Here is an 18,995-nt window from a genome sequence, read left to right as displayed (position 1 = left end):
TCAGCTTTATTCATTTAGTAAAACACAAAAAATAACCAAAGAATGGTTATTTTTGTTTTTATAATAATTAACAGAGAATTCATTTTGGGATTATATAAAAAGCTTTTTAAACAAACGGCCATTTATGGACTTGCTACTGTAATACCAAGAATGTTCAGCTTCTTGTTAGTGCCGCTTTATACGGGATTATTGCCTCAGGCTGAGTATGGAAAGGTGTCCATTATATTTGCTTGGATGATTTTTTTTAACGTTATATTGGCATACGGAATGGAGACCGCTTTCTTTAGGTTTTATAATTCCGAAAAAAACAAAGAAAGCGTGGCCGAAACTACTATTATTTCAATTTTCTGGTCTACCATTATTTTCATTTTTATTGCGTTATTATTTCGAAATTATTTAGCACATTGGTCTGGTGTTGATACCCAATATATTACTTATTCAATTTGGATTTTAGCGCTGGATGCCTTGGTAATAGTACCATTTTCTAAATTAAGAGCTAATCAAAAGCCGATATTTTATGCAGCTATCAAGATAGGCAATGTTTTAGTAAATCTTTGCCTCAATTTGTTTTTCCTTATGTATTTGCCAAGTGTATTTGTATCACAGCCAGATAGTTTCTTGAGTTCCATTTATATCGAAAATTTTCAGATAGGCTACATTTTTCTTGCCAATATTATAGCCAGCTTCCTAACCTTTGTGGTGCTTTTTCCAGATTATTTTACTATAAAATGGAAATTTGATTATGACCTTTGGAAACGGATGATGCGTTATGGATTGCCCATAATGGTTGCAGGAATTGCTTTTGCCATTAACGAGCAGTTTGATAAAATTCTTTTGGGTAAATTATTGCCGGCTAATATCGCTGCAGAGCAAGTCGGAGTATATTCTGCCTGCTACAAGTTAGGACTATTTATGGTTTTGTATCGCACGGCTTATACGTTGGGGATTGAGCCTTTCTTTTTTAGCCACGCTTCCAATGAAAATGCGCAGCAGACCTATGCCACAATTACTAAATACTTCGTGATTTTTGGCTCTTTTATTTTATTGTTTGTAATTGTCTTTGCCGATCTTTTAAAGCAAGTTATGATTCCAAACCCTTCTTATTGGGAGGCGATGAAAGTAGTTCCTCTGATTATATTGGCTAATTTTTTCCTTGGAATTTACACCAATCTTTCGGTTTGGTATAAACTCATCGATAAGACATATGTGGGTGCCTATATTTCGATAGCTGGTGCTGTAGTAACATTGGTTCTCAACTATGCATTGATACCAAAATACAGCTATTATGGTTCAGCAATTGCAACACTTGCGGCCTACGGGAGCATGATGTTCATTTCTTATTATTTTGGAAATAAATATTACCCAATTCCTTACGACAAGAAAAAAATAGGAGGTTATCTGTTCCTTTCAATTGGTTTCTCAATCATTTCATTCTATGGATTCAATCAAAACTATTATATAGGAATTTTGCTTTTGGCAATGTTTATGGGTTTTATTTATTATAATGAAAAAGAGACACTTTTGCGGATTTTAAAAAGACCAGTTAAAAATTAGAAGCTGTTTCCTGCTGTTCACCGTATCTTTCCTTTTTAGAGAAAATGAAAAAGGTAATAGCGAGAGCAATTCGACCATCAGAGCCAGGGATTCTGTAATACAAATCATTTTATTTTAAAAATATGACAATCAACATCATCAACAAATCACAGCATGCACTGCCAAATTACGAAACCATCGCTTCGGCAGGAATGGATTTGCGCGCCAACTTAACCGAATCAATAACTTTGCAGCCCTTAGAAAGAGCCATTGTAAAAACAGGTCTTTTTATAGAATTGCCAATAGGTTATGAAGCTCAGGTGAGACCAAGAAGCGGACTGGCGGCTAAAAACGGAATCACCGTTCTCAATGCACCTGGAACTATCGATGCCGATTATAGAGGAGAAATAGGAGTAATTTTAGTAAATTTATCAAATGATCCTTTTATTATTCAGAATGGAGAGCGTATTGCACAGCTTATTATAGCAAAACACGAACGCGCAGAGTGGATAGAAGTTCAAGAATTGTCCGAGACTTCCAGAGGTGAAGGCGGTTTTGGGAGTACGGGAGTGAAATAATTTAATAATTTAACGATTAAATAATTGAAAGATTTTTCTAATTTTTCAATTATTTAATTATTCAATCTTTTAATAAAAAAATATGAAAATAATAGTTCCAATGGCAGGACGTGGATCACGGCTTCGCCCACATACATTAACAATTCCAAAACCATTGATTCCTGTAGCAGGAAAGCCAATTGTACATAGGCTAGTAGAAGATATAGCAGCAGTCCTGAACCAGGAAATTGAGGAAGTAGCCTTTATAATTCATGAAAGTTTTGGCAAGCAAGTAGAGAACGAATTGATAGCGATTGCAAATAAATTAGGAGCAAAGGGAACTATTTATTACCAAAATCAGGCACTTGGTACGGGTCATGCAATTATGTGTGCCAAAGACTCATTAAGCGGACCTGCCGTTATTGCTTATGCTGATACATTAATACGTGCCGATTTCGATCTGGATACGACTGCCGATAGTGTTATCTGGGTTAAACAAGTAGATCAGCCGGAAGCTTTTGGAGTTATCAATTTAAATGATAGTAATGAAATTGTAGAGCTGGTCGAAAAACCAAAAGAATTTGTATCGGATTTGGCCGTAATTGGAATCTATTACTTTAAGGATATTGAGGTATTGAAAAATGAACTGCAATTAGTGATTGATAACAATATTATTCATGGAGGCGAATATCAGATTAATGATGGTATTAAGCAGATGATGGCAAAAGGGATGAAATTTGTTCCCGGAAAAGTGGACGAATGGATGGATTGCGGCAATAAGGATGTTACCGTTGAGACTAACTCCAGAATGCTTGGATTCCTGCACAGTGACGGAATTAATCTGGTTAGCCAAAATGTTAAGCTGGAAAATTCCACAATAATTCCGCCATGCTATATTGGAGAAAATGTAATTTTAATAAACTCAACTGTAGGACCAAATGTATCATTAGGAAATGCATGCCATGTACAAAACAGTACAATACAAAACAGTTTAGTGCAAACCCATGTGCATATAAAAAATGCAGATCTGGATAATGCAATGATTGGCAATCATGCTAGTTTTGACGGAAAATTTACCAGCATAAGCATTGGAGATTATTCGGTATTGGAATAATTTTACTAAATATAAAAAAACAGCAGGCAGCATTATTTAAGTTTTTATTATGCTGCTTTGTTGTTTTTTTAATTTATTTTGCATTTGTGTAAAAAACAAACAGGATTTTGTTTTTAAACATTTCTTTCCGATGAAAAAAAAATGGCCTTATATATTCGCTTTTTCTATTTTGCTTTGCAATACAATAACGGTATTGGCACAAACAGAACCAGAAGAAATTAAAGTCGAATCGGATAAATTCCAGGATTTTTTCTATGAATCCATTTTTCAAAAAAGTATTGAAAATTACGATAAATCATTGGTTGCACTGGAGCAATGCCTAAAACTGAAACCAAATGATGCAACCATTTATTTCGAAATGGGGAAAAATTATCTGGCTTCTAAAGATTATAAAAATGCTTATGCTTCATATGAACATGCTACCCAGATTGATCCCAGCAATAAATGGTTTTGGGTAGGAATGTATGATGTATGTTATGAAACTAAAGATTTTAACCAGGCGATAGCAGTTGTCAATAAAATAATCCCTTTTGATGCAGAATACAAGGAGGATCTGGTTTCGTTATATATGGTAACTAAGCAGTATGAAAAGGCATTGGCAGGAATCAATGAACTGAATGAGAAGGTAGGGAAAACCGAAAGAAGAGAAATGTATAAAATGGAAATCTTATCGGAAGGCAAATTTCAAAATACTGAAGCTGGCAATTTAAAAGAACGTATTGAAAAAAATCCAAAAGATGAATCCAGCTATATAGCGTTGATTTTTTTATATTATAACAATAGTGAAGAAGATAAAGCCCAAGAAGTTGCCAAAAAATTAGAAAAAGAAATACCCGAATCGGTTTGGGCACAGGTAAGTTTATTCAAAAATTATATCGAGAAAAATGATGGTGCGAGTGCTGTAAAATCTATGAATATGGTTTTATCAAGCGCTAAGATTGATTCCAGAATAAAGCATAGGATTTTTAACGAATTTTTGATTTTTGCTACTGCAAATCCTCAGTTTTTACCAGATTTAGACAAGGCTATTGATTATTTTAAAAATGACAAACAAGTAAATGTTGCCAAGGAAGTAGGCAAATTTTATTACAATAAAAAGCAATGGGACAAAGCTGTCAAATATTATGAAATGTCGGAGAAAAACAGCCTTGAATTGGATGTAGAAACTATTTTACTTTGGCTTCAAGCCAATATCGAACTCAAGCAATTTGAGCCTGTTGGCAAAAAAGCAACGGCGATGATAGAGACTTATCCTGCAGAACCGCAGTTTTATTTTTATGCTGGACTGGCATACAATCAATTGCAATTGTTTGCCAAAGCCAAAGAGATTCTTGAAATGGGACTTGATTATGTAGTTGAAAATAAAGATTTGGAAATCAATTTCAACATACAGCTTGGTGAAGCCTATAGCGGATTAGGCAATGCTGCCAAGAAAGAATTATATTTTAACAAAGCCAATCAATTATTAAAGGAGAAAAAATAATGAATCGATTTATAATAAGACTACTTTTTGTTTGTATGATTTGTGGTGGCAGTTCACTTTTATTAGTGTCTTGTAAAGCGAAGGGAAAAGTTGTGGAAGCAAGTAAAAAAGAAGATTCGAAAAGCATATCCGCTGAATGGATCTTAAAAAATCATTATGCAATAAAAAGTGATTTTACTACATTATACATAAAATCCAATGTAAAATATAATGATGCTAAACAGTCTCAGAATTTAACTGCTGAGATTAAGATTAAAAAAGACGAACAGATTTTGGTAAGCATTCGTTTTCTGGGAATTACTATGGCCAAAGCGTTGATAACACCAGCATCAGTAAGCTATTATGAGAAATTAAACGGCACTTATTTTGAAGGAGACTTTAGTACATTAAGCAAATGGCTTGGAACTGATTTGAATTTTAACAAAGTTCAAAATATGCTGATTGGACAGCCCATAGATGATTTATCAAAAGGGAAATATCAAGATTCATTAGTTGATCAGTCGTATAGATTGGAAGATCTTTCAAAAAGCAGTACACAAAAGTTTTTCTTTTTTGATAAGGATTCATTTTTGCTGAATAAGCAGGAGATTTCACAATCATCAGAAAATAGAAAAATAGAAGTTTTGTATTCGGATTATAAAAAATATAATGAATCTCCGTTGCCAAAAGAAATTGCCATTACTGCAGAACAGGAGAAAGGTAAAACCGAAATTAATTTAGAATATAACAATATAACGATAAACGAAGAACTTAATTTTCCTTATAGTGTGCCAAATGACTATAAAAGAATTTTAATTAAGTAAATTTGAACCAATATAATTGTAAAATGCAAAAATTTCTCTTAGGACTATTTTTTTTATGCACGACCTCAATAATCTGGGGCCAAGAGTCGCAACAAGAAAGATTAGAAAAACGTAAAGCCGAAATTCAACAAGAAATTCTGGATAATGAAAAGATGTTACGAACAGTCAAGAGTAAAGAAAAATCTGCTGTAAATGTGATCATTTTGCAAAACAATAAAATCAGGCTCAAAGAAAAACTGATTTATACGACTGAGAAGCAGACCAAAATACTCAATAATGACATGTATATCAATCAGTTAAAAATGAATAAATTAAACAGGGAGCTGGTTGTATTGAAAGAAGATTATGCTAAAATGATTGTTAAATCCTATAAGAGCAGAAGCGAACAAAGCCGAGCAATGTTTTTACTTTCATCAGAAAATTTTTTGCAAGCCTATAAAAGAGCACAGTATATGAAACAATATACTGGATTTAGAAAAATGCAAGGCGAAGAAATTAAATCGAAATCAAATCAGCTTTTAGAGTTTAATGAAAAACTGAATATTCAAAAAATCGCCAAAAAGAAATTATTAGCCGAAAATACCAAAGAGAAATTGTCTCTGGAAAAAGAAAAAAGAGAACAATTGAAATTGGTAAATTCGATCAAAAAAGACAAGAAAAAAATCACCGCCGAGATCAAAAGGAAACAAAGTGAATCTAAAGCCATTGACCGTCAGATAGACCGCTTAATTCGTGAAGCCATTGCCGAGGCGAATAGAAAAGCGGCAAGTGAAAATCCCGGAGGAGCTGGCTACACTTCGTCTAGAATTGTATTGACAGCTGAAGGCAAAATATTAGCAGATAATTTTAGAGCCAGCAAAGGACAGCTGCCTTGGCCGGTTGAAAAAGGTTTTGTATCGTTGGGTTATGGCAGCCAGCCACATCCAGTTTATCCTAGTCTTGTAGTTCACAACAGCGGTGTAGAGATTACCACAGAACAAGGCGCAAATGCGAGAGCCGTTTTTGGAGGCGAAGTTACAAGTGTTATTGTATTGTCTCCTGTAAACAAGGCAGTAATGATCCAGCATGGAGATTATTTTACTGTTTATCAAAATCTAAGTTCTGTTTTTGTTTCCAAGGGAGATAAAGTATCTATCAAGCAGAACATAGGGAAAATCAGAACAAATGGAGAAGGCAAAACGGTCTTGAAGTTTACTATTTCACAAAACACTACTTATAATAATCCTGCATACTGGTTATATAGAATGTAGGCAACTCCAAAAGAATTATATGCTGCACTTTTTATTTTTCAAAAATGAAACGGTGCAGCTTTTTAATAAAAATCATTCATTAAGTTTGCATAATATATAATTTGCGATGTTAAAATATTTTCTAAGTTTTATTTTTCTAGTGACAACAGCTTTGGTTTGGGGCCAAGACAATCAACAAAAAAAATTAGAAGAGCGTAAAATTAAAATCCAGCAAGAAATTAAAGAAAACGAAACAAAACTTCAAACGGTAAAAAAGAAAGAAAAAACAGCAGCCAAAGCTATTGTTTTGCAAAGCAATAAAATCAAGCTTAAAGAAGAATTAATTGCCACCACCGAAAAACAAAAAACACTCCTTGGAAATTCAATTTCTAAAAATCAAGCTCAGATAAATAAATTAGAAAAAGAGCTGGAATTACTAAAGGCTGATTATGCCAAGATGATTATCCAATCTTACAAAAGCCGTTCAGAGGAAAGCCGTGCGATGTTTCTGCTATCTTCAGAGAGTTTTCTGCAGGCTTATAAAAGAGCGCAGTATATGAAACAGTATGCGAATTATAGGAGAATGCAGGGAGAGGAAATAAAATCTAAAACGAATACATTATATATTTTTAATGCAAAATTGGATGTTCAAAAAAGCGATAAAGAAAAGCTTATCGCCGAGAATGATAAAGAAAGACAGTCATTAGAAAAAGAAAAACAAGAACAGGAAAAGCTTGTAGCTTCGTTAAAGAAAGATAAAACCAAAATTATTGCGGAGATCAAGAAAAGACAGCAAGAGTCTAGATTGATCGATAAAAAGATCGATAAATTAATTCGAGCAGCAATAGCCGAAGCCAATAGAAAAGCGGCGCTCGAAAAGGCTGCAAGAGAAAAAGCCAAAGCCGATGCCATAGCCAAAGCAAATGCATTGGCGAGAGCCAAGGCGCTTGAAAAGAAAAGAGAAATTGAAAAAGCAAATGCATTAGCCGCAGCAAAAGCAAAGGCTAATTCTAAGCCAGCACCTAAACCAATTCCAGTTCCAAAAGAGGTTGAAAAAGCTATCGCAAAAGCAGATCCTGCGGCTGCACCAGTGGCAGTTTCGAGTACAAAAATAACTTTAACATCTGATGGGAAAGTAGATTCGGACAGTTTTAAGGCTAATAAGGGAAAATTGCCTTGGCCAGTTGAGAGAGGATATATTTCTATGGGTTTTGGCGATCAGGCACATCCGGTTTACAAAGAATTGCAAGTTCATAATAGCGGTCTGGAATTTACTACCGATTCAGGTTCCAATGCGAGGGCAGTTTTTGACGGAGTCGTTTGGAGTGTTATTATTATTTCGCCAGTGAATAAATTGGTAATGCTGCAGCATGGAGACTTTTTTACAATATATCAAAACCTGACTTCGGTAAATGTAAGCAAAGGCGACAAAGTGAGTATAAAACAGAGCCTAGGCCGAATCAAAACTAACGGTGAGGGCAAAACAATATTAAAATTTGCAATAACACAAAATACTACATATGCCAATCCAAGGTCGTGGCTTGCTAATAAATAGCAGAAAAAAATTAATAAATAATTAAATCATCATATCAGGATTATAAATTATATTTGATAAAATTTAAACTAGAAAATTATGAATTCGAATAACCCCTTTTTAAATAACAAAACATTTTCAACGGCTGTTTCTAGAAATAATGATTCGTTTAATGCGATTACTGTAAACGACAATCAAGACATGACTCTGTCTGGAACAATCAATAGAAGTTTAATTCTATTTTTGTTATTAATTGCTTCAGCAACTGTAATCTGGTGGACAACTTCTAATGAAATATTGAATCCCATAGTTCCAATAATCGGAGGTGCGGTTGTAGGATTGATTTTGGTTCTGATAGCATCATTCAAGCCGGAATATTCACCTTATTTGGCTCCTGGCTATGCTCTTTTTGAAGGGCTTTTTATTGGCGGAATATCTGTTATTTTCGAAGCGATGTATCCTGGAATAGTCACTCAGGCTGTGGGAGCAACTTTTGTTACTTTTGCCGTATGCCTCGGATTGTATAAATATAAAATCGTCAAGGTAACGGAGCAATTCAAGTCTATTGTAATCGCTGCTACATTAGCAATTGCTACCTATTATTTAGTTTCTTGGCTGTTTTCTTTATTTACAAGTTTTACTCCAGTACATTATGGAAATTCTATGATGAGTATCGGTATCAGTGTATTTGTGATTGTAATTGCGGCTATGAACCTATTTTTGGATTTTGATATGATAGAGAAAGGAGTACAGCAAAGAATGCCAAAATACATGGAATGGTACGGCGCAATGGGATTGATGATAACGCTAGTCTGGCTGTATATCGAGTTCTTGAGATTGCTATCAAAACTATCTAAAAAATAGAATTAAAAAATATTTTATAAAAATGCCTTTCCGAAACGAAAGGCATTTTTTTTGAATTAAAAAATCTGCTGACTGTTTTCCTCAGTATTTTATAATACTATAAAAGGATTATAGCCATCAAATCATTAAATTTGCATTCTTATTTAGATATATGTTAGAAAAAGAAATAATAAATTTTGAAAAGACAGCCATTGTTGGTATTGTTACTCAAAATCAAAGTGAAGAAAAACTCAATGAATATCTTGATGAATTAGAGTTTTTGACGTTTACCGCTGGAGGAGAAGTGATTAAGCGCTTTTCGCAAAAAATGGAGCGACCCAATCCAAAGACTTTTGTAGGAACAGGAAAATTGGAGGAAATTTGTCTTTTTGTAAAAGAGAACAGCATATCGACTTTGATTTTTGATGACGAATTATCGCCTTCACAGCAAAAGAATATTTCCAAAATTATAGATTGTAAAATATTAGACAGAACCAATCTGATCCTTGATATTTTTGCTCAAAGAGCCGAAACCTCATATGCAAGAACACAGGTGGAACTAGCACAATGCCAATATTTGCTTCCAAGGCTTTCTGGAATGTGGACGCACTTGGAACGTCAAAAAGGGGGTATTGGTATGCGCGGACCCGGTGAAACGGAGATTGAAACCGATAGACGTATTGTACGTGATCGTATATCATTATTGAAAGAAAAAATTAAAACCATTGATAAGCAGATGGGAGTGCAGCGCAGCAATCGCGGTGCAATGGTTCGTGTGGCTTTAGTTGGATATACCAATGTTGGAAAATCGACTTTGATGAATGCTATTGGAAAGAGTGATGTTTTTGTAGAAAATAAGCTTTTTGCAACATTAGATACAACTGTCCGAAAAGTAGTTATTAAAAACCTGCCATTTTTATTATCGGATACGGTTGGGTTTATCCGAAAATTGCCTACTCAATTGGTAGATTCATTCAAAAGTACTTTGGATGAAGTCCGCGAGGCTGATCTTTTATTGCATGTTGTAGACATTTCGCATCCCGAGTTTGAAGATCATATTGCATCGGTAAATCAGATTTTGCAGGATATTAAAGCTCATGACAAACCAGTTATTATGGTTTTCAATAAAATCGACGCCTACAAGCATTTGACCATTGACGAAGATGATTTAATGACCGAGAAAACCCCAAGACATTTTACATTAGATGAATGGAAGCAGACTTGGATGCATCGTTTAGGAGGACAAAATGCCTTATTTATTTCGGCTTCCCAAAAAGAAAATTTTGAAGAGTTCAGGAAATGTATTTACGAAGCAGTCCGGAAAATACACATTACCCGTTTTCCATACAATAAGTTTTTATACCCCGATTATAAAGATGCTGTCGAGAAAGAAGAAGAACCCGAATAAACACAAAGACCTTTTAGTGATTTGCTAAAAGGTCTTTTATTTTGTTCTAAAAATTATAATTCAGCCCAACACCAAATACTTCTTTGGTTTGAAATCCCGAAAAAGCATCATCATCATAAATGGCTTGGAAATTTAAATTTGCCGACAGGATTTTGTTGATTTTCATTATAATCATCAGGTTGTAATTAATGTCGATATTTTGGGGATCCTTCAAATAATTAGAATATAAATTCAATAGATTTTCGGCTGTTACATTTTCCATAATTTGGAATTTATAATACGCAGTGGCATTAAAACCCAATTGATACAACACACTTTTATTGGCATCGACACCAAAATAAGTTCCATCAATATAGCCTGGAACAGAGGTGTAAAAACTGTCTACAAAAGTGAATTTTGAAGTTAATGGAGCAAAATTGACTTTGAGATTTTCGGTTTTTTTCCAATAAATACCTGGACCAAAAAGCAGATAGCCTGGAGACATGAAGTTGGTGTTTTCTTCTCTTATTTCTGCACCGTTTTCATCTTTAGTGTAAAGATACCCTTTTGTAAACTGCGTTCTAAAATTGACTAGAAAGGAATAATACCAATAACCTTCTGTTTTTTTGGCAACTATTGAATTGATTTCGAGCTGATCATCAGTTTTCTTTTCAAAACTGGAGTTCTGTGTTTGAAGCAATCCGTAAGAAGCCAATATTCTATTTTCCCATGAAAAGGAACCTTTTTTGTAATCAATTTTATAATCGACACCAAGGTTTCCAGAAAAGCTGTTTTCACCGCCAGCTATCCAGTTGTTGAAGCTGGCCTGGTTCAATAGAAATGTAATTTTGCCGTTTGATACCCATCCTTTTTTGATTGTATCATCAATAGTTTTAGCAGCTTCTTCAGTTTTTTTTATAACTTCTTTTTCTGAAGTCTGTGCATGAAGTATTACCGTGAAAGACAGCAGAATCAGCAGAATATTTTTTTTCATCGTAAGAGTATTAGCTTTAATACAAATAAATATAGCAAAATAGATAATGCATTGAAAACGGTAATCAATAAATGATATTTATTTTTTTGGAGCTTTGTATAATGGAACAGCCGAACATGCCTCGCCATACATGATGCTTCTGGCATAAGGCTGGAGATATTGTGATGCCAAAACATAAGCCTGCATGGGAACTGGTTTTCTCGAACAGCCTTTTATGATAACTGGTTTATCTTTATAAACGCTGTAATCTATTTTTGGAAGCAGCTCTGCGTACATTGCTGCGTCTAAATCTTCCACAGAACCTTTGATGATTTTCTTGGCATAAGGTGCCAAATGCATCGTGAGCAAAATTATTGCCCACTTGGGAAGAATGGCATCAGTACTGCATGAAACGGCTACATATTGATCTTGGTATTGCGACCAATCCTGATTATTAAGCTGTTCCCTGAAATCTTTTTCCTTTAACAAAAAACCATCAATAAGCCATTGTGAAATATCTATCTGCACACGATTTCCTGCCGGATAATAGTCTTCAAGATCAAAAACTTCCAGAACACTGTTTGCTACTTTATTGATTATTTCTTCCATTATAAAAAGTTTATGGTTTGTTGTTTATAGTTTGTTGTTTTCGAACCATAAACTATAAACAACAAACCCATTAACTGATTAAAGCATTCCCAATTCTAATTTTGCTTCTTCGCTCATCAGATCTTTGCTCCAAGGCGGATCAAAAGTGATTTCCACTTCGGCATCTTTTATATGCTCGATTGATTTTATTTTTTCCTCAACTTCTCTTGGTAAACTCTCCGCGACAGGACAGTTTGGGGAAGTAAGCGTCATTAATATTTTTACTTCATAATCAGTATTGACCATAACGTCATATATCAATCCCAATTCGTAAATATCTACTGGAATTTCAGGATCGTAAATAGTTTTTAATTTTTTTACGATTGATTCTCCTAAGTCTTCGGTGTTTATTTCTTGTTCCATAATTTTTTGTTTTTGTTTAAACCATATAAGTCATATAAGGTTTTTCTAATCTTCTAGCATTCTATAATATTCATTTACCAAAGTTTTTTGACCTTCATAGTAAATGTTTTTTACATTAAAATTAATTAATAAACCCATCGGAGCTTTTAACAAGTTCATATAAGTAAGTAATTGTGCTTCAAAAATAGGATTTATTTCCGTTACCGATTTTAATTCTACTACGAGAGTATTTTCTATAACTAAATCACATCGGAGTTTCGATTCTAATTCATGCCCTTTATAAATTAGCGGAATTTGAAGTTCAGACGAAAAACTTATTCTTCTTAATTCCAATTCTTTTTTGAGGCATTGATGATAAATGTTTTCCAAAAGACCTGCTCCTAAATTTTTATGAACTTCAATCGCTGCTCCATTTACCTGATACACTAAATTTTTTAGAGAACTTCTGGTTATAATCATATTTTATTAAATTAACTTATATGACTTATATGTTAAAATTATTCTTTTTTAGCATCAAATGCCAAAGCATACATTTTAATATTTTTTATCATCGAAACCAATCCATTGGCGCGTGTTGGCGAAAGATGCTCTTTCAAACCGATCTCGTCAATAAAATCGGTATCGGCGTTTAATATGTCAATTGCTTTTTGGTTTGAAAAAGCTCTGATTAAAATAGCGATTATTCCTTTGGTTAAAATAGCATCGCTGTCAGCAGTAAAGACAATTTTGTCCTCTTTTTGCTCACCTTGAAGCCAAACTTTGGATTGACATCCTTTAATCAGATTTTCGTCTGTTTTTAATTCCTCCTTGATTAACGGAAGATTTTTCCCTAATTCAATGATGTATTCATAACGCTGCATCCAGTCGTCAAACATTGAGAATTCATCTATGATATCGTTTTGTACTTCTTTTATTGTCATTACTTATTCTTTTGAAAAGGATAGTATAGTGTTTACTAAATTCTTTATTTTCTCAGGCGGAAATCCATTATCGAAAGTCTGGCTTTCATAGGTTTTTCCTTTGTAGGTTACTTTTAAATTTGCCATTGCTGCTCCATCATGAAAACGTTTCTGTGTGGGGGCTTTTAAATTTGGAATTTCCTCCAGATTCACTTTTTGAAATTCTTTTATCAAAGCATTCCATTGTGCATCTGTCAGGGAATTTGAAACAGGTTTTCCGTCTCTTGTTTTCATCACGGAAACTGTTTTGTTTTCTACAGCAATGTTATTATACAAACCTCTTGAATTGGCGGTGTATTCAACTTTGGCGGAAGCCAAATCTACATTTTTTTGACCTTGGCAATTGTTTCCAAGGATTATCGTCAAAAACAAGAGTGTGATGATTTTCATAATTTTCTGAATTTATGACAGCATCATTTGCGCTTTTTTCACGGCTTCGACCAATGCGTCAATTTCTTCTTTGGTATTATAAAAAGAAAACGAAGCTCTTATTGTTCCAGGAATACAGAAGAAATTCATAATAGGCTGGGCACAATGATGGCCTGTTCTTACCGCTATTCCCAGTTTGTCTATGATAGTTCCAATGTCATACGGATGAATACCGTCAATATTAAACGAGATTACCGAAGTTTTGTTTTCTGAAGTACCATAAATTCTAATACCCTCAATTTCTGATAATCGTTTTGTAGCATATTCCAGCAATTCCAATTCCTGCTTCTGAATGTTTTCAAAACCAATTTCATTCATATAATCAATCGCAGTTCCTAGAACGATTCCGCCTGCAATATGCGGTGTACCAGCTTCAAATTTATGTGGCAGATCGGCATAGGTTGTTTTTTCGAAAGTCACTTCTTTGATCATTTCACCACCGCCTTGGTAAGGAGGCAGTTTATTCAGCCATTCTTCTTTTCCGTATAAAACTCCAGTTCCCGTTGGGCCACACATTTTATGTCCTGAAAAAGCATAAAAATCACAGTCCAAAGCCTGAACATCCGGTTTTAAGTGCGGTACAGCCTGAGCTCCGTCAATCAAAATGGCAGAACCAACTTCGTGTGCTTTGTCAATCATATACTTGATAGGATTGATGATTCCCAATGCATTCGAAATATGATTTACAGTAACGATTTTGGTTTTGTCAGAAAGCAATTTATCGTATTCGGCCATTATCAATTCGCCGTTTTCATCCATCGGAATTACTTTGAGTGTCGCTCCGGTTTTTTCGCAGAGCATCTGCCAAGGTACAATATTGCTGTGGTGCTCCAATGAAGAAACAATCACTTCATCCCCCGATTTTAGAATCGAAGCAAATCCATTAGCGACCAAGTTGATCCCAAAAGTAGTTCCCGAAGTAAAAAGCACTTCGTGGGCATATTTGGCATTAATATGATTTTGCACTTTTCCGCGTGAAACTTCATAAGCATCCGTCGCCAATTGGCTCAATGTATGAACGCCTCTATGAATATTGGCATTGATTTCCTGATAATACTTTGCAATCGCATCGATAACCACTTGCGGTTTTTGCGAAGTGGCTCCGTTATCGAAATATACTAGTGGTTTCCCATTTACTTTTTCAGAAAGAATAGGAAAGTCGGCTCTTATTTTTTGAATATCTAACATTGTTTTATTTAGATTTTTTCTAAATACAAAAGTAACACAATTGATTTAGTTTTCTAGGAACAATAAGGAATAATTGTGAAATCGTTTTTGGAAGAAAATATTGTTATTGATGAAAAATCCAACAGAATTTATCAGTCTTTATTTTTGTGTTCCTTTTTTTATTAAATTAGGATAAATATCTCCAGTTATGAAAAAATATTTAAAAATAATCGTCTCTTTGGTTCTTTTGTTTTTGATTTATTTTAGCATTACAACTTACCGTAGGCTGGAATTAATTTCAGGATTTTCGGCCAAAAGCGTTGCAAGCTGTCATTTCATAGCCAATCGGTCACTGGAAAACATTGAGAAAAGTGATAATGATTTTGACGTTATCCGTTGGGCTTCCAATAAAATAAATGAATCAGGAAAATTTGCGACGGCTACCGTTTTTGGTTTAAAAAAGCGAAAAGCAATTTATAGAACTGGATTAGGAGCAACATTAATCAATGACAATTTTGATATTATCAAGCCGTACGAAATTCCAAAAAGAGCGGAATCTAAAAATAATCTTCCTTTTCCGTATGGAAGTGCAGAACCTAAAGACACGGTTTTTTCCAATATTGATTATGCCAAATTGAATCAGGCTGTCGCCAATGCCTTTGATGCCGATGCCGAAGATGCTAGAAGAACACGTTCCGTTTTGGTTATTTACAAGGACAAAATCATTGCCGAGAAATACGCTGTTGGGTTTAATAAAAACAGTGTCCTTTTGGGCTGGTCTATGACCAAAAGTATTACAGGTACGCTGTTTGGAATCCTTCAAAAACAAGGACGATTTGATATTTACAAACCGGCTCCAATACCCGAATGGCAGAACGACAGTCGAAAAAACATTACAACCAATGATTTATTGCATATGAATTCCGGTTTGGAGTGGGAGGAAGCTTATGATAAAATATGTGACGCTACGCAAATGCTTTTCCAAGCCGAAGATATGTCAAAAGTGCAAGTCCTGAAACCAGCCATTTTTACACCCAATACCCATTGGAATTATTCTTCGGGAACTACTAATTTGCTTTCGGGTATTTTGCGGAAGCAGTTCAAAACGCATCAGGAATATCTGGATTTCTGGTACTCGGCATTGATTGATAAAATCGGAATGCACTCGATGTTGGTTGAAACCGATATGGCTGGAAATTATGTAGGTTCGTCTTATGCTTGGGCAACCACGCGAGATTGGTCCAAATTAGGATTATTGTATTTACACAAAGGCAATTGGAACGGAGAACAGTTATTTAATGCCAGTTGGGCAAAGTATGTTTCGACTCCTACAAACACTTCAAAAGGTAAATACGGAGCGCACTTTTGGCTCAACGCCGATGGATTTTATCCAGATGCTCCAAGAGATATGTATTCCTGTAATGGTTTTAACGGGCAAAAGGTATTTATTATTCCGTCACGTGATTTGGTAATTGTGAGATTGGGGTTGACGGGTGATGCCAAGTTTGATTTTAATGGGTTGTTGAAGGGGATTGTGGGGAGTGTGGAAAAAATAAAATAGTATGAAACAAAATAATAAAATACTGATTTCAATATTCTTATGTATTATAGGTTTTGTTTTAAACGGGATGGCTTGGTCAACAATAATTAGACATCCTTACAATTCAATTTGCCTAAATTTAGGATTTGGATTGTCGTTCCTTGGATTTGTTCTTTTTATTTACGCTCTAATAAAGAGTTAGTATAAATTAAAAACTTTTCAGAATATTGAATATTGAAAGGTTTTTTTATACTGAAAAAACATGATAAAAGATTAATTTTCCAATAAACTTAATCCCTAAAAATTTCTTCCACATTGAAAGTCAGTTCAGGGAACAGTGGACTATGTACCCATCCTTCTTCAGCGATAGGTTTTAGTCCAATGTATTTGTTATTTTGCAGTGTATAAATTAATATTGATTTTTGAAAAGGCTCTACTATCCAATATTCTTTAACAGCGTTCTCTTCATATAAATCAAATTTGATGTCCATTTCTTTTTTTGAATTTCCAGGAGAAAGGATTTCAATAATTAAATCGGGAGCTCCAATACATCCTCTGTCGTCTAATTTTTCTTTATCACAAATCACGCAAATGTCAGGTTGGATAACAGTTGTAATTTCTTTGTCTGAAGTGCTTTTTTTAAAATTTTTTAAACGAACATCAAAAGGAGCATAATAAATATTACATAATTTGTTTTCAAAATAACGATCAAATTTTCGAAATATTTTTGCTGAAATCTCCTGATGTTTTCTGCTTGGTGCAGGACTCATCTTGAAAACTTTACCTTTCAGAATCTCCAGTCTTTCTTGAAAATTCCAAGTAAGATAATCGGCGTAAGTGTATGATTTACTTAGGTCTAAATCATTTATGTCGGTTATGATAGTTGCCATCGGCGATTGAATTTAATATTCAAAGATACTCATTTTTTTAATCGATGTGTGTTTTGCCCCTGATGGAAATGGAAAGCCTTTTGCAGTAATGGTGCAATTTTTCTAAACAAAAAAGAGCGACCAGCGGAAGCTCCTTTTTTGTTTTTAGAAAAATGCAACAGTGCCAAAAAGCTTGTAATGAACAGCAGGATTAGGCACATTATAAATTGTTACAAATCAAATCCAATTTTCACGCCCAATTTATTAGCGATAATTTTGGTGATTCGTTGTTTCAATTCTGGTATTTTGATGTTTTCGATGACAGCATTTGAGAAAGCGTACATCAATAATGCTTTGGCTTCTTTCTTTGGAATCCCACGCTGTTGCATATAGAACATAGCAGTTTCGTCCAATTGTCCAACCGTACATCCGTGAGAACATTTTACATCATCGGCAAAAATTTCCAATTGCGGTTTTGCATTAATGGTTGCTTTGTCGCTCAAAACAATATTGTTGCTTTTTTGGAAAGCGTTTGTTTTTTGTGCTTCTCTTTCTACATATACTTTTCCGTTGAAAACTCCTGTAGAACGGTCGGTGAAAATACCTTTGTAATCCTGAAAGCTTTCACAGTTTGGAGAAGCATGGTTAACCAGCGTATAATGGTCAACGTGCTGTTTGTCACCAATAATTGTGATTCCGTTTAAAGTACTTGTCAATCTTTCGCCAAAATGGTAAAAGTTCAAATTGTTTCTGGTTAGGTTTCCGCCAAAAGAGAAAGTATGTACCGAAACGTGACTTTCCTGTTTTTGAGAAACGTAAGTGTTGTCAATTAAATTCGCCTCCAAATTGTCATTTTGGATTTTGTAATAATCCACAATAGCTCTTTTTTGTGCAAAAATCTCAGTAACCGAATTGGTCAAAACCGGATTTTCGTTCAGGCTTTGATGACGTTCTATGATTTGGACATGTGAATTTTCTCCAACGATAACCAAGTTTCTCGGCTGAACCAAAAGAGCAGTTTCACTTCCGGTAGAGAAATACATGATTTCAATAGGTTTGTCGGCAACTTTGCTTTTTGGGATATTGATGTAAGCTCCTTCATTGGCGAAAGCCGTATTCAGGGAAGTCAAAGTTTCTTCTTTATTGGCAATTTGGTTAAAGTATGAGTCAATAACCATTTTGTATTTTGGCTTGTTCAAAGCCGACGACATTAGACAGACATCAATTCCGTCATGTGTGGTTGAAGACAAATGCGAACTGAAAACGCCGTCAATAAATACAACTTTATAGGTATCTATTTCGTGCAGAAAGTATTTTTTTACATCGCTGTATTGAATGGTGCTTTCTGTTTTTGGGAAAACGCTGAAGTCATTTTTCAGAATGGTGCTTAGCGAAGTGTATTTCCAGCTTTCTTCTTTTTTGGTTGGAAACCCTTTATTTTCGAAGTTTTTTATGGCTGCCGTACGTACATCATGCAGTTCGGAATGAACATCAACACGCTCCTCAAAAGCCATAAAAGACGATAGTAATTTTTCTTTTAATTCCATTTTTATAATGTTTATGG

General features: G+C 34.5%; 19 protein-coding genes. 10 read left to right on the top strand and 9 right to left on the bottom strand.

Annotated features, from left to right (window positions below; translation table 11 throughout):
- The first annotated feature begins 84 nt into the window (after positions 1 to 84).
- From ABEG11_RS13090 to hflX, 9 genes are all read left to right on the top strand, one after another.
- Positions 85 to 1,554 carry a lipopolysaccharide biosynthesis protein gene (locus tag ABEG11_RS13090; RefSeq protein WP_348824701.1) on the top strand — a complete coding sequence of 490 codons (1,470 nt, stop codon included), beginning with the start codon at positions 85 to 87 and terminating at the stop codon, positions 1,552 to 1,554.
- Positions 1,555 to 1,676: 122 nt separating this feature from the next.
- Positions 1,677 to 2,111, top strand: a complete 435-nt coding sequence (dut, locus tag ABEG11_RS13085) for a dUTP diphosphatase (protein WP_348824616.1) — start codon at positions 1,677 to 1,679, stop codon at positions 2,109 to 2,111.
- An 82-nt stretch (positions 2,112 to 2,193) separates the two neighbouring features.
- Complete coding sequence (locus ABEG11_RS13080) at positions 2,194 to 3,204, top strand: sugar phosphate nucleotidyltransferase (RefSeq protein ID WP_348824615.1); 1,011 nt, start codon at positions 2,194 to 2,196, stop codon at positions 3,202 to 3,204.
- A 130-nt stretch (positions 3,205 to 3,334) separates the two neighbouring features.
- A complete protein-coding gene (locus tag ABEG11_RS13075) occupies positions 3,335 to 4,687 on the top strand; it encodes a tetratricopeptide repeat protein (RefSeq protein WP_348824614.1) in 1,353 nt (450 codons plus the stop codon).
- A complete protein-coding gene (lolB1, locus tag ABEG11_RS13070; RefSeq protein ID WP_348824613.1) occupies positions 4,687 to 5,490 on the top strand; it encodes a lipoprotein insertase outer membrane protein LolB1 in 804 nt (267 codons plus the stop codon). Before ABEG11_RS13075 ends, lolB1 begins: the two co-directional genes overlap by 1 nt.
- 23 nt (positions 5,491 to 5,513) lie before the next feature.
- Entirely contained in the window at positions 5,514 to 6,740 is a 1,227-nt protein-coding gene (locus tag ABEG11_RS13065) for a murein hydrolase activator EnvC family protein (RefSeq protein ID WP_348824612.1), read from the top strand.
- Positions 6,741 to 6,846: 106 nt separating this feature from the next.
- Positions 6,847 to 8,274, top strand: coding sequence for a murein hydrolase activator EnvC family protein (locus ABEG11_RS13060; protein ID WP_348824611.1), 1,428 nt, complete (start codon positions 6,847 to 6,849; stop codon positions 8,272 to 8,274).
- 78 nt (positions 8,275 to 8,352) lie between these two features.
- Positions 8,353 to 9,117, top strand: a complete 765-nt coding sequence (locus tag ABEG11_RS13055; protein ID WP_348824610.1) for a Bax inhibitor-1/YccA family protein — start codon at positions 8,353 to 8,355, stop codon at positions 9,115 to 9,117.
- 151 nt (positions 9,118 to 9,268) lie between these two features.
- On the top strand, positions 9,269 to 10,504 hold the full coding sequence (gene hflX / locus ABEG11_RS13050; protein WP_348824609.1) for a GTPase HflX: 1,236 nt from the start codon (positions 9,269 to 9,271) through the stop codon (positions 10,502 to 10,504).
- 46 nt (positions 10,505 to 10,550) lie between these two features.
- Here the strand turns inward: hflX and ABEG11_RS13045 are convergent, their stop codons facing one another.
- The 7 genes from ABEG11_RS13045 to ABEG11_RS13015 form a co-directional block, all read right to left on the bottom strand.
- Positions 10,551 to 11,477, bottom strand: a complete 927-nt coding sequence (locus ABEG11_RS13045) for a DUF3078 domain-containing protein (protein WP_348824608.1) — start codon at positions 11,475 to 11,477, stop codon at positions 10,551 to 10,553.
- A gap of 78 nt (positions 11,478 to 11,555) precedes the next feature.
- A complete protein-coding gene (locus ABEG11_RS13040) occupies positions 11,556 to 12,065 on the bottom strand; it encodes a DUF2480 family protein (protein ID WP_348824607.1) in 510 nt (169 codons plus the stop codon).
- 78 nt (positions 12,066 to 12,143) lie between these two features.
- Positions 12,144 to 12,467, bottom strand: a complete 324-nt coding sequence (locus tag ABEG11_RS13035) for an SUF system Fe-S cluster assembly protein (RefSeq protein ID WP_281636880.1) — start codon at positions 12,465 to 12,467, stop codon at positions 12,144 to 12,146.
- 45 nt (positions 12,468 to 12,512) lie between these two features.
- Positions 12,513 to 12,926 carry a GxxExxY protein gene (locus ABEG11_RS13030; RefSeq protein WP_348824606.1) on the bottom strand — a complete coding sequence of 138 codons (414 nt, stop codon included), beginning with the start codon at positions 12,924 to 12,926 and terminating at the stop codon, positions 12,513 to 12,515.
- A 38-nt stretch (positions 12,927 to 12,964) separates the two neighbouring features.
- Positions 12,965 to 13,387, bottom strand: a complete 423-nt coding sequence (locus ABEG11_RS13025; protein ID WP_348824605.1) for a SufE family protein — start codon at positions 13,385 to 13,387, stop codon at positions 12,965 to 12,967.
- Positions 13,388 to 13,390: 3 nt separating this feature from the next.
- Positions 13,391 to 13,816, bottom strand: coding sequence for a hypothetical protein (locus ABEG11_RS13020; RefSeq protein WP_348824604.1), 426 nt, complete (start codon positions 13,814 to 13,816; stop codon positions 13,391 to 13,393).
- 12 nt (positions 13,817 to 13,828) lie between these two features.
- A complete protein-coding gene (locus tag ABEG11_RS13015) occupies positions 13,829 to 15,043 on the bottom strand; it encodes an aminotransferase class V-fold PLP-dependent enzyme (RefSeq protein ID WP_348824603.1) in 1,215 nt (404 codons plus the stop codon).
- A gap of 187 nt (positions 15,044 to 15,230) precedes the next feature.
- On the opposite strand from ABEG11_RS13015, the gene ABEG11_RS13010 reads away from it, so the two are divergent.
- Positions 15,231 to 16,583, top strand: coding sequence for a serine hydrolase domain-containing protein (locus ABEG11_RS13010; RefSeq protein ID WP_348824602.1), 1,353 nt, complete (start codon positions 15,231 to 15,233; stop codon positions 16,581 to 16,583).
- 269 nt (positions 16,584 to 16,852) lie between these two features.
- On the opposite strand, the gene ABEG11_RS13005 is transcribed toward ABEG11_RS13010, so the two are convergent.
- Both ABEG11_RS13005 and sufD read right to left on the bottom strand, forming a co-directional pair.
- On the bottom strand, positions 16,853 to 17,452 hold the full coding sequence (locus ABEG11_RS13005; protein WP_348824601.1) for a Uma2 family endonuclease: 600 nt from the start codon (positions 17,450 to 17,452) through the stop codon (positions 16,853 to 16,855).
- Positions 17,453 to 17,661: 209 nt separating this feature from the next.
- Positions 17,662 to 18,978, bottom strand: coding sequence for a Fe-S cluster assembly protein SufD (sufD, locus tag ABEG11_RS13000; RefSeq protein WP_348824600.1), 1,317 nt, complete (start codon positions 18,976 to 18,978; stop codon positions 17,662 to 17,664).
- Positions 18,979 to 18,995 lie beyond the last annotated feature (17 nt).

It is taken from the genome of Flavobacterium aestuarii (assembly GCF_040049115.1).
GTDB classification, from domain to species: Bacteria; Bacteroidota; Bacteroidia; order Flavobacteriales; family Flavobacteriaceae; genus Flavobacterium; species Flavobacterium aestuarii.
The sequence above is the reverse complement of the archived record's forward strand: the minus strand, read 5'-3'. Positions and strand labels throughout refer to the sequence as shown.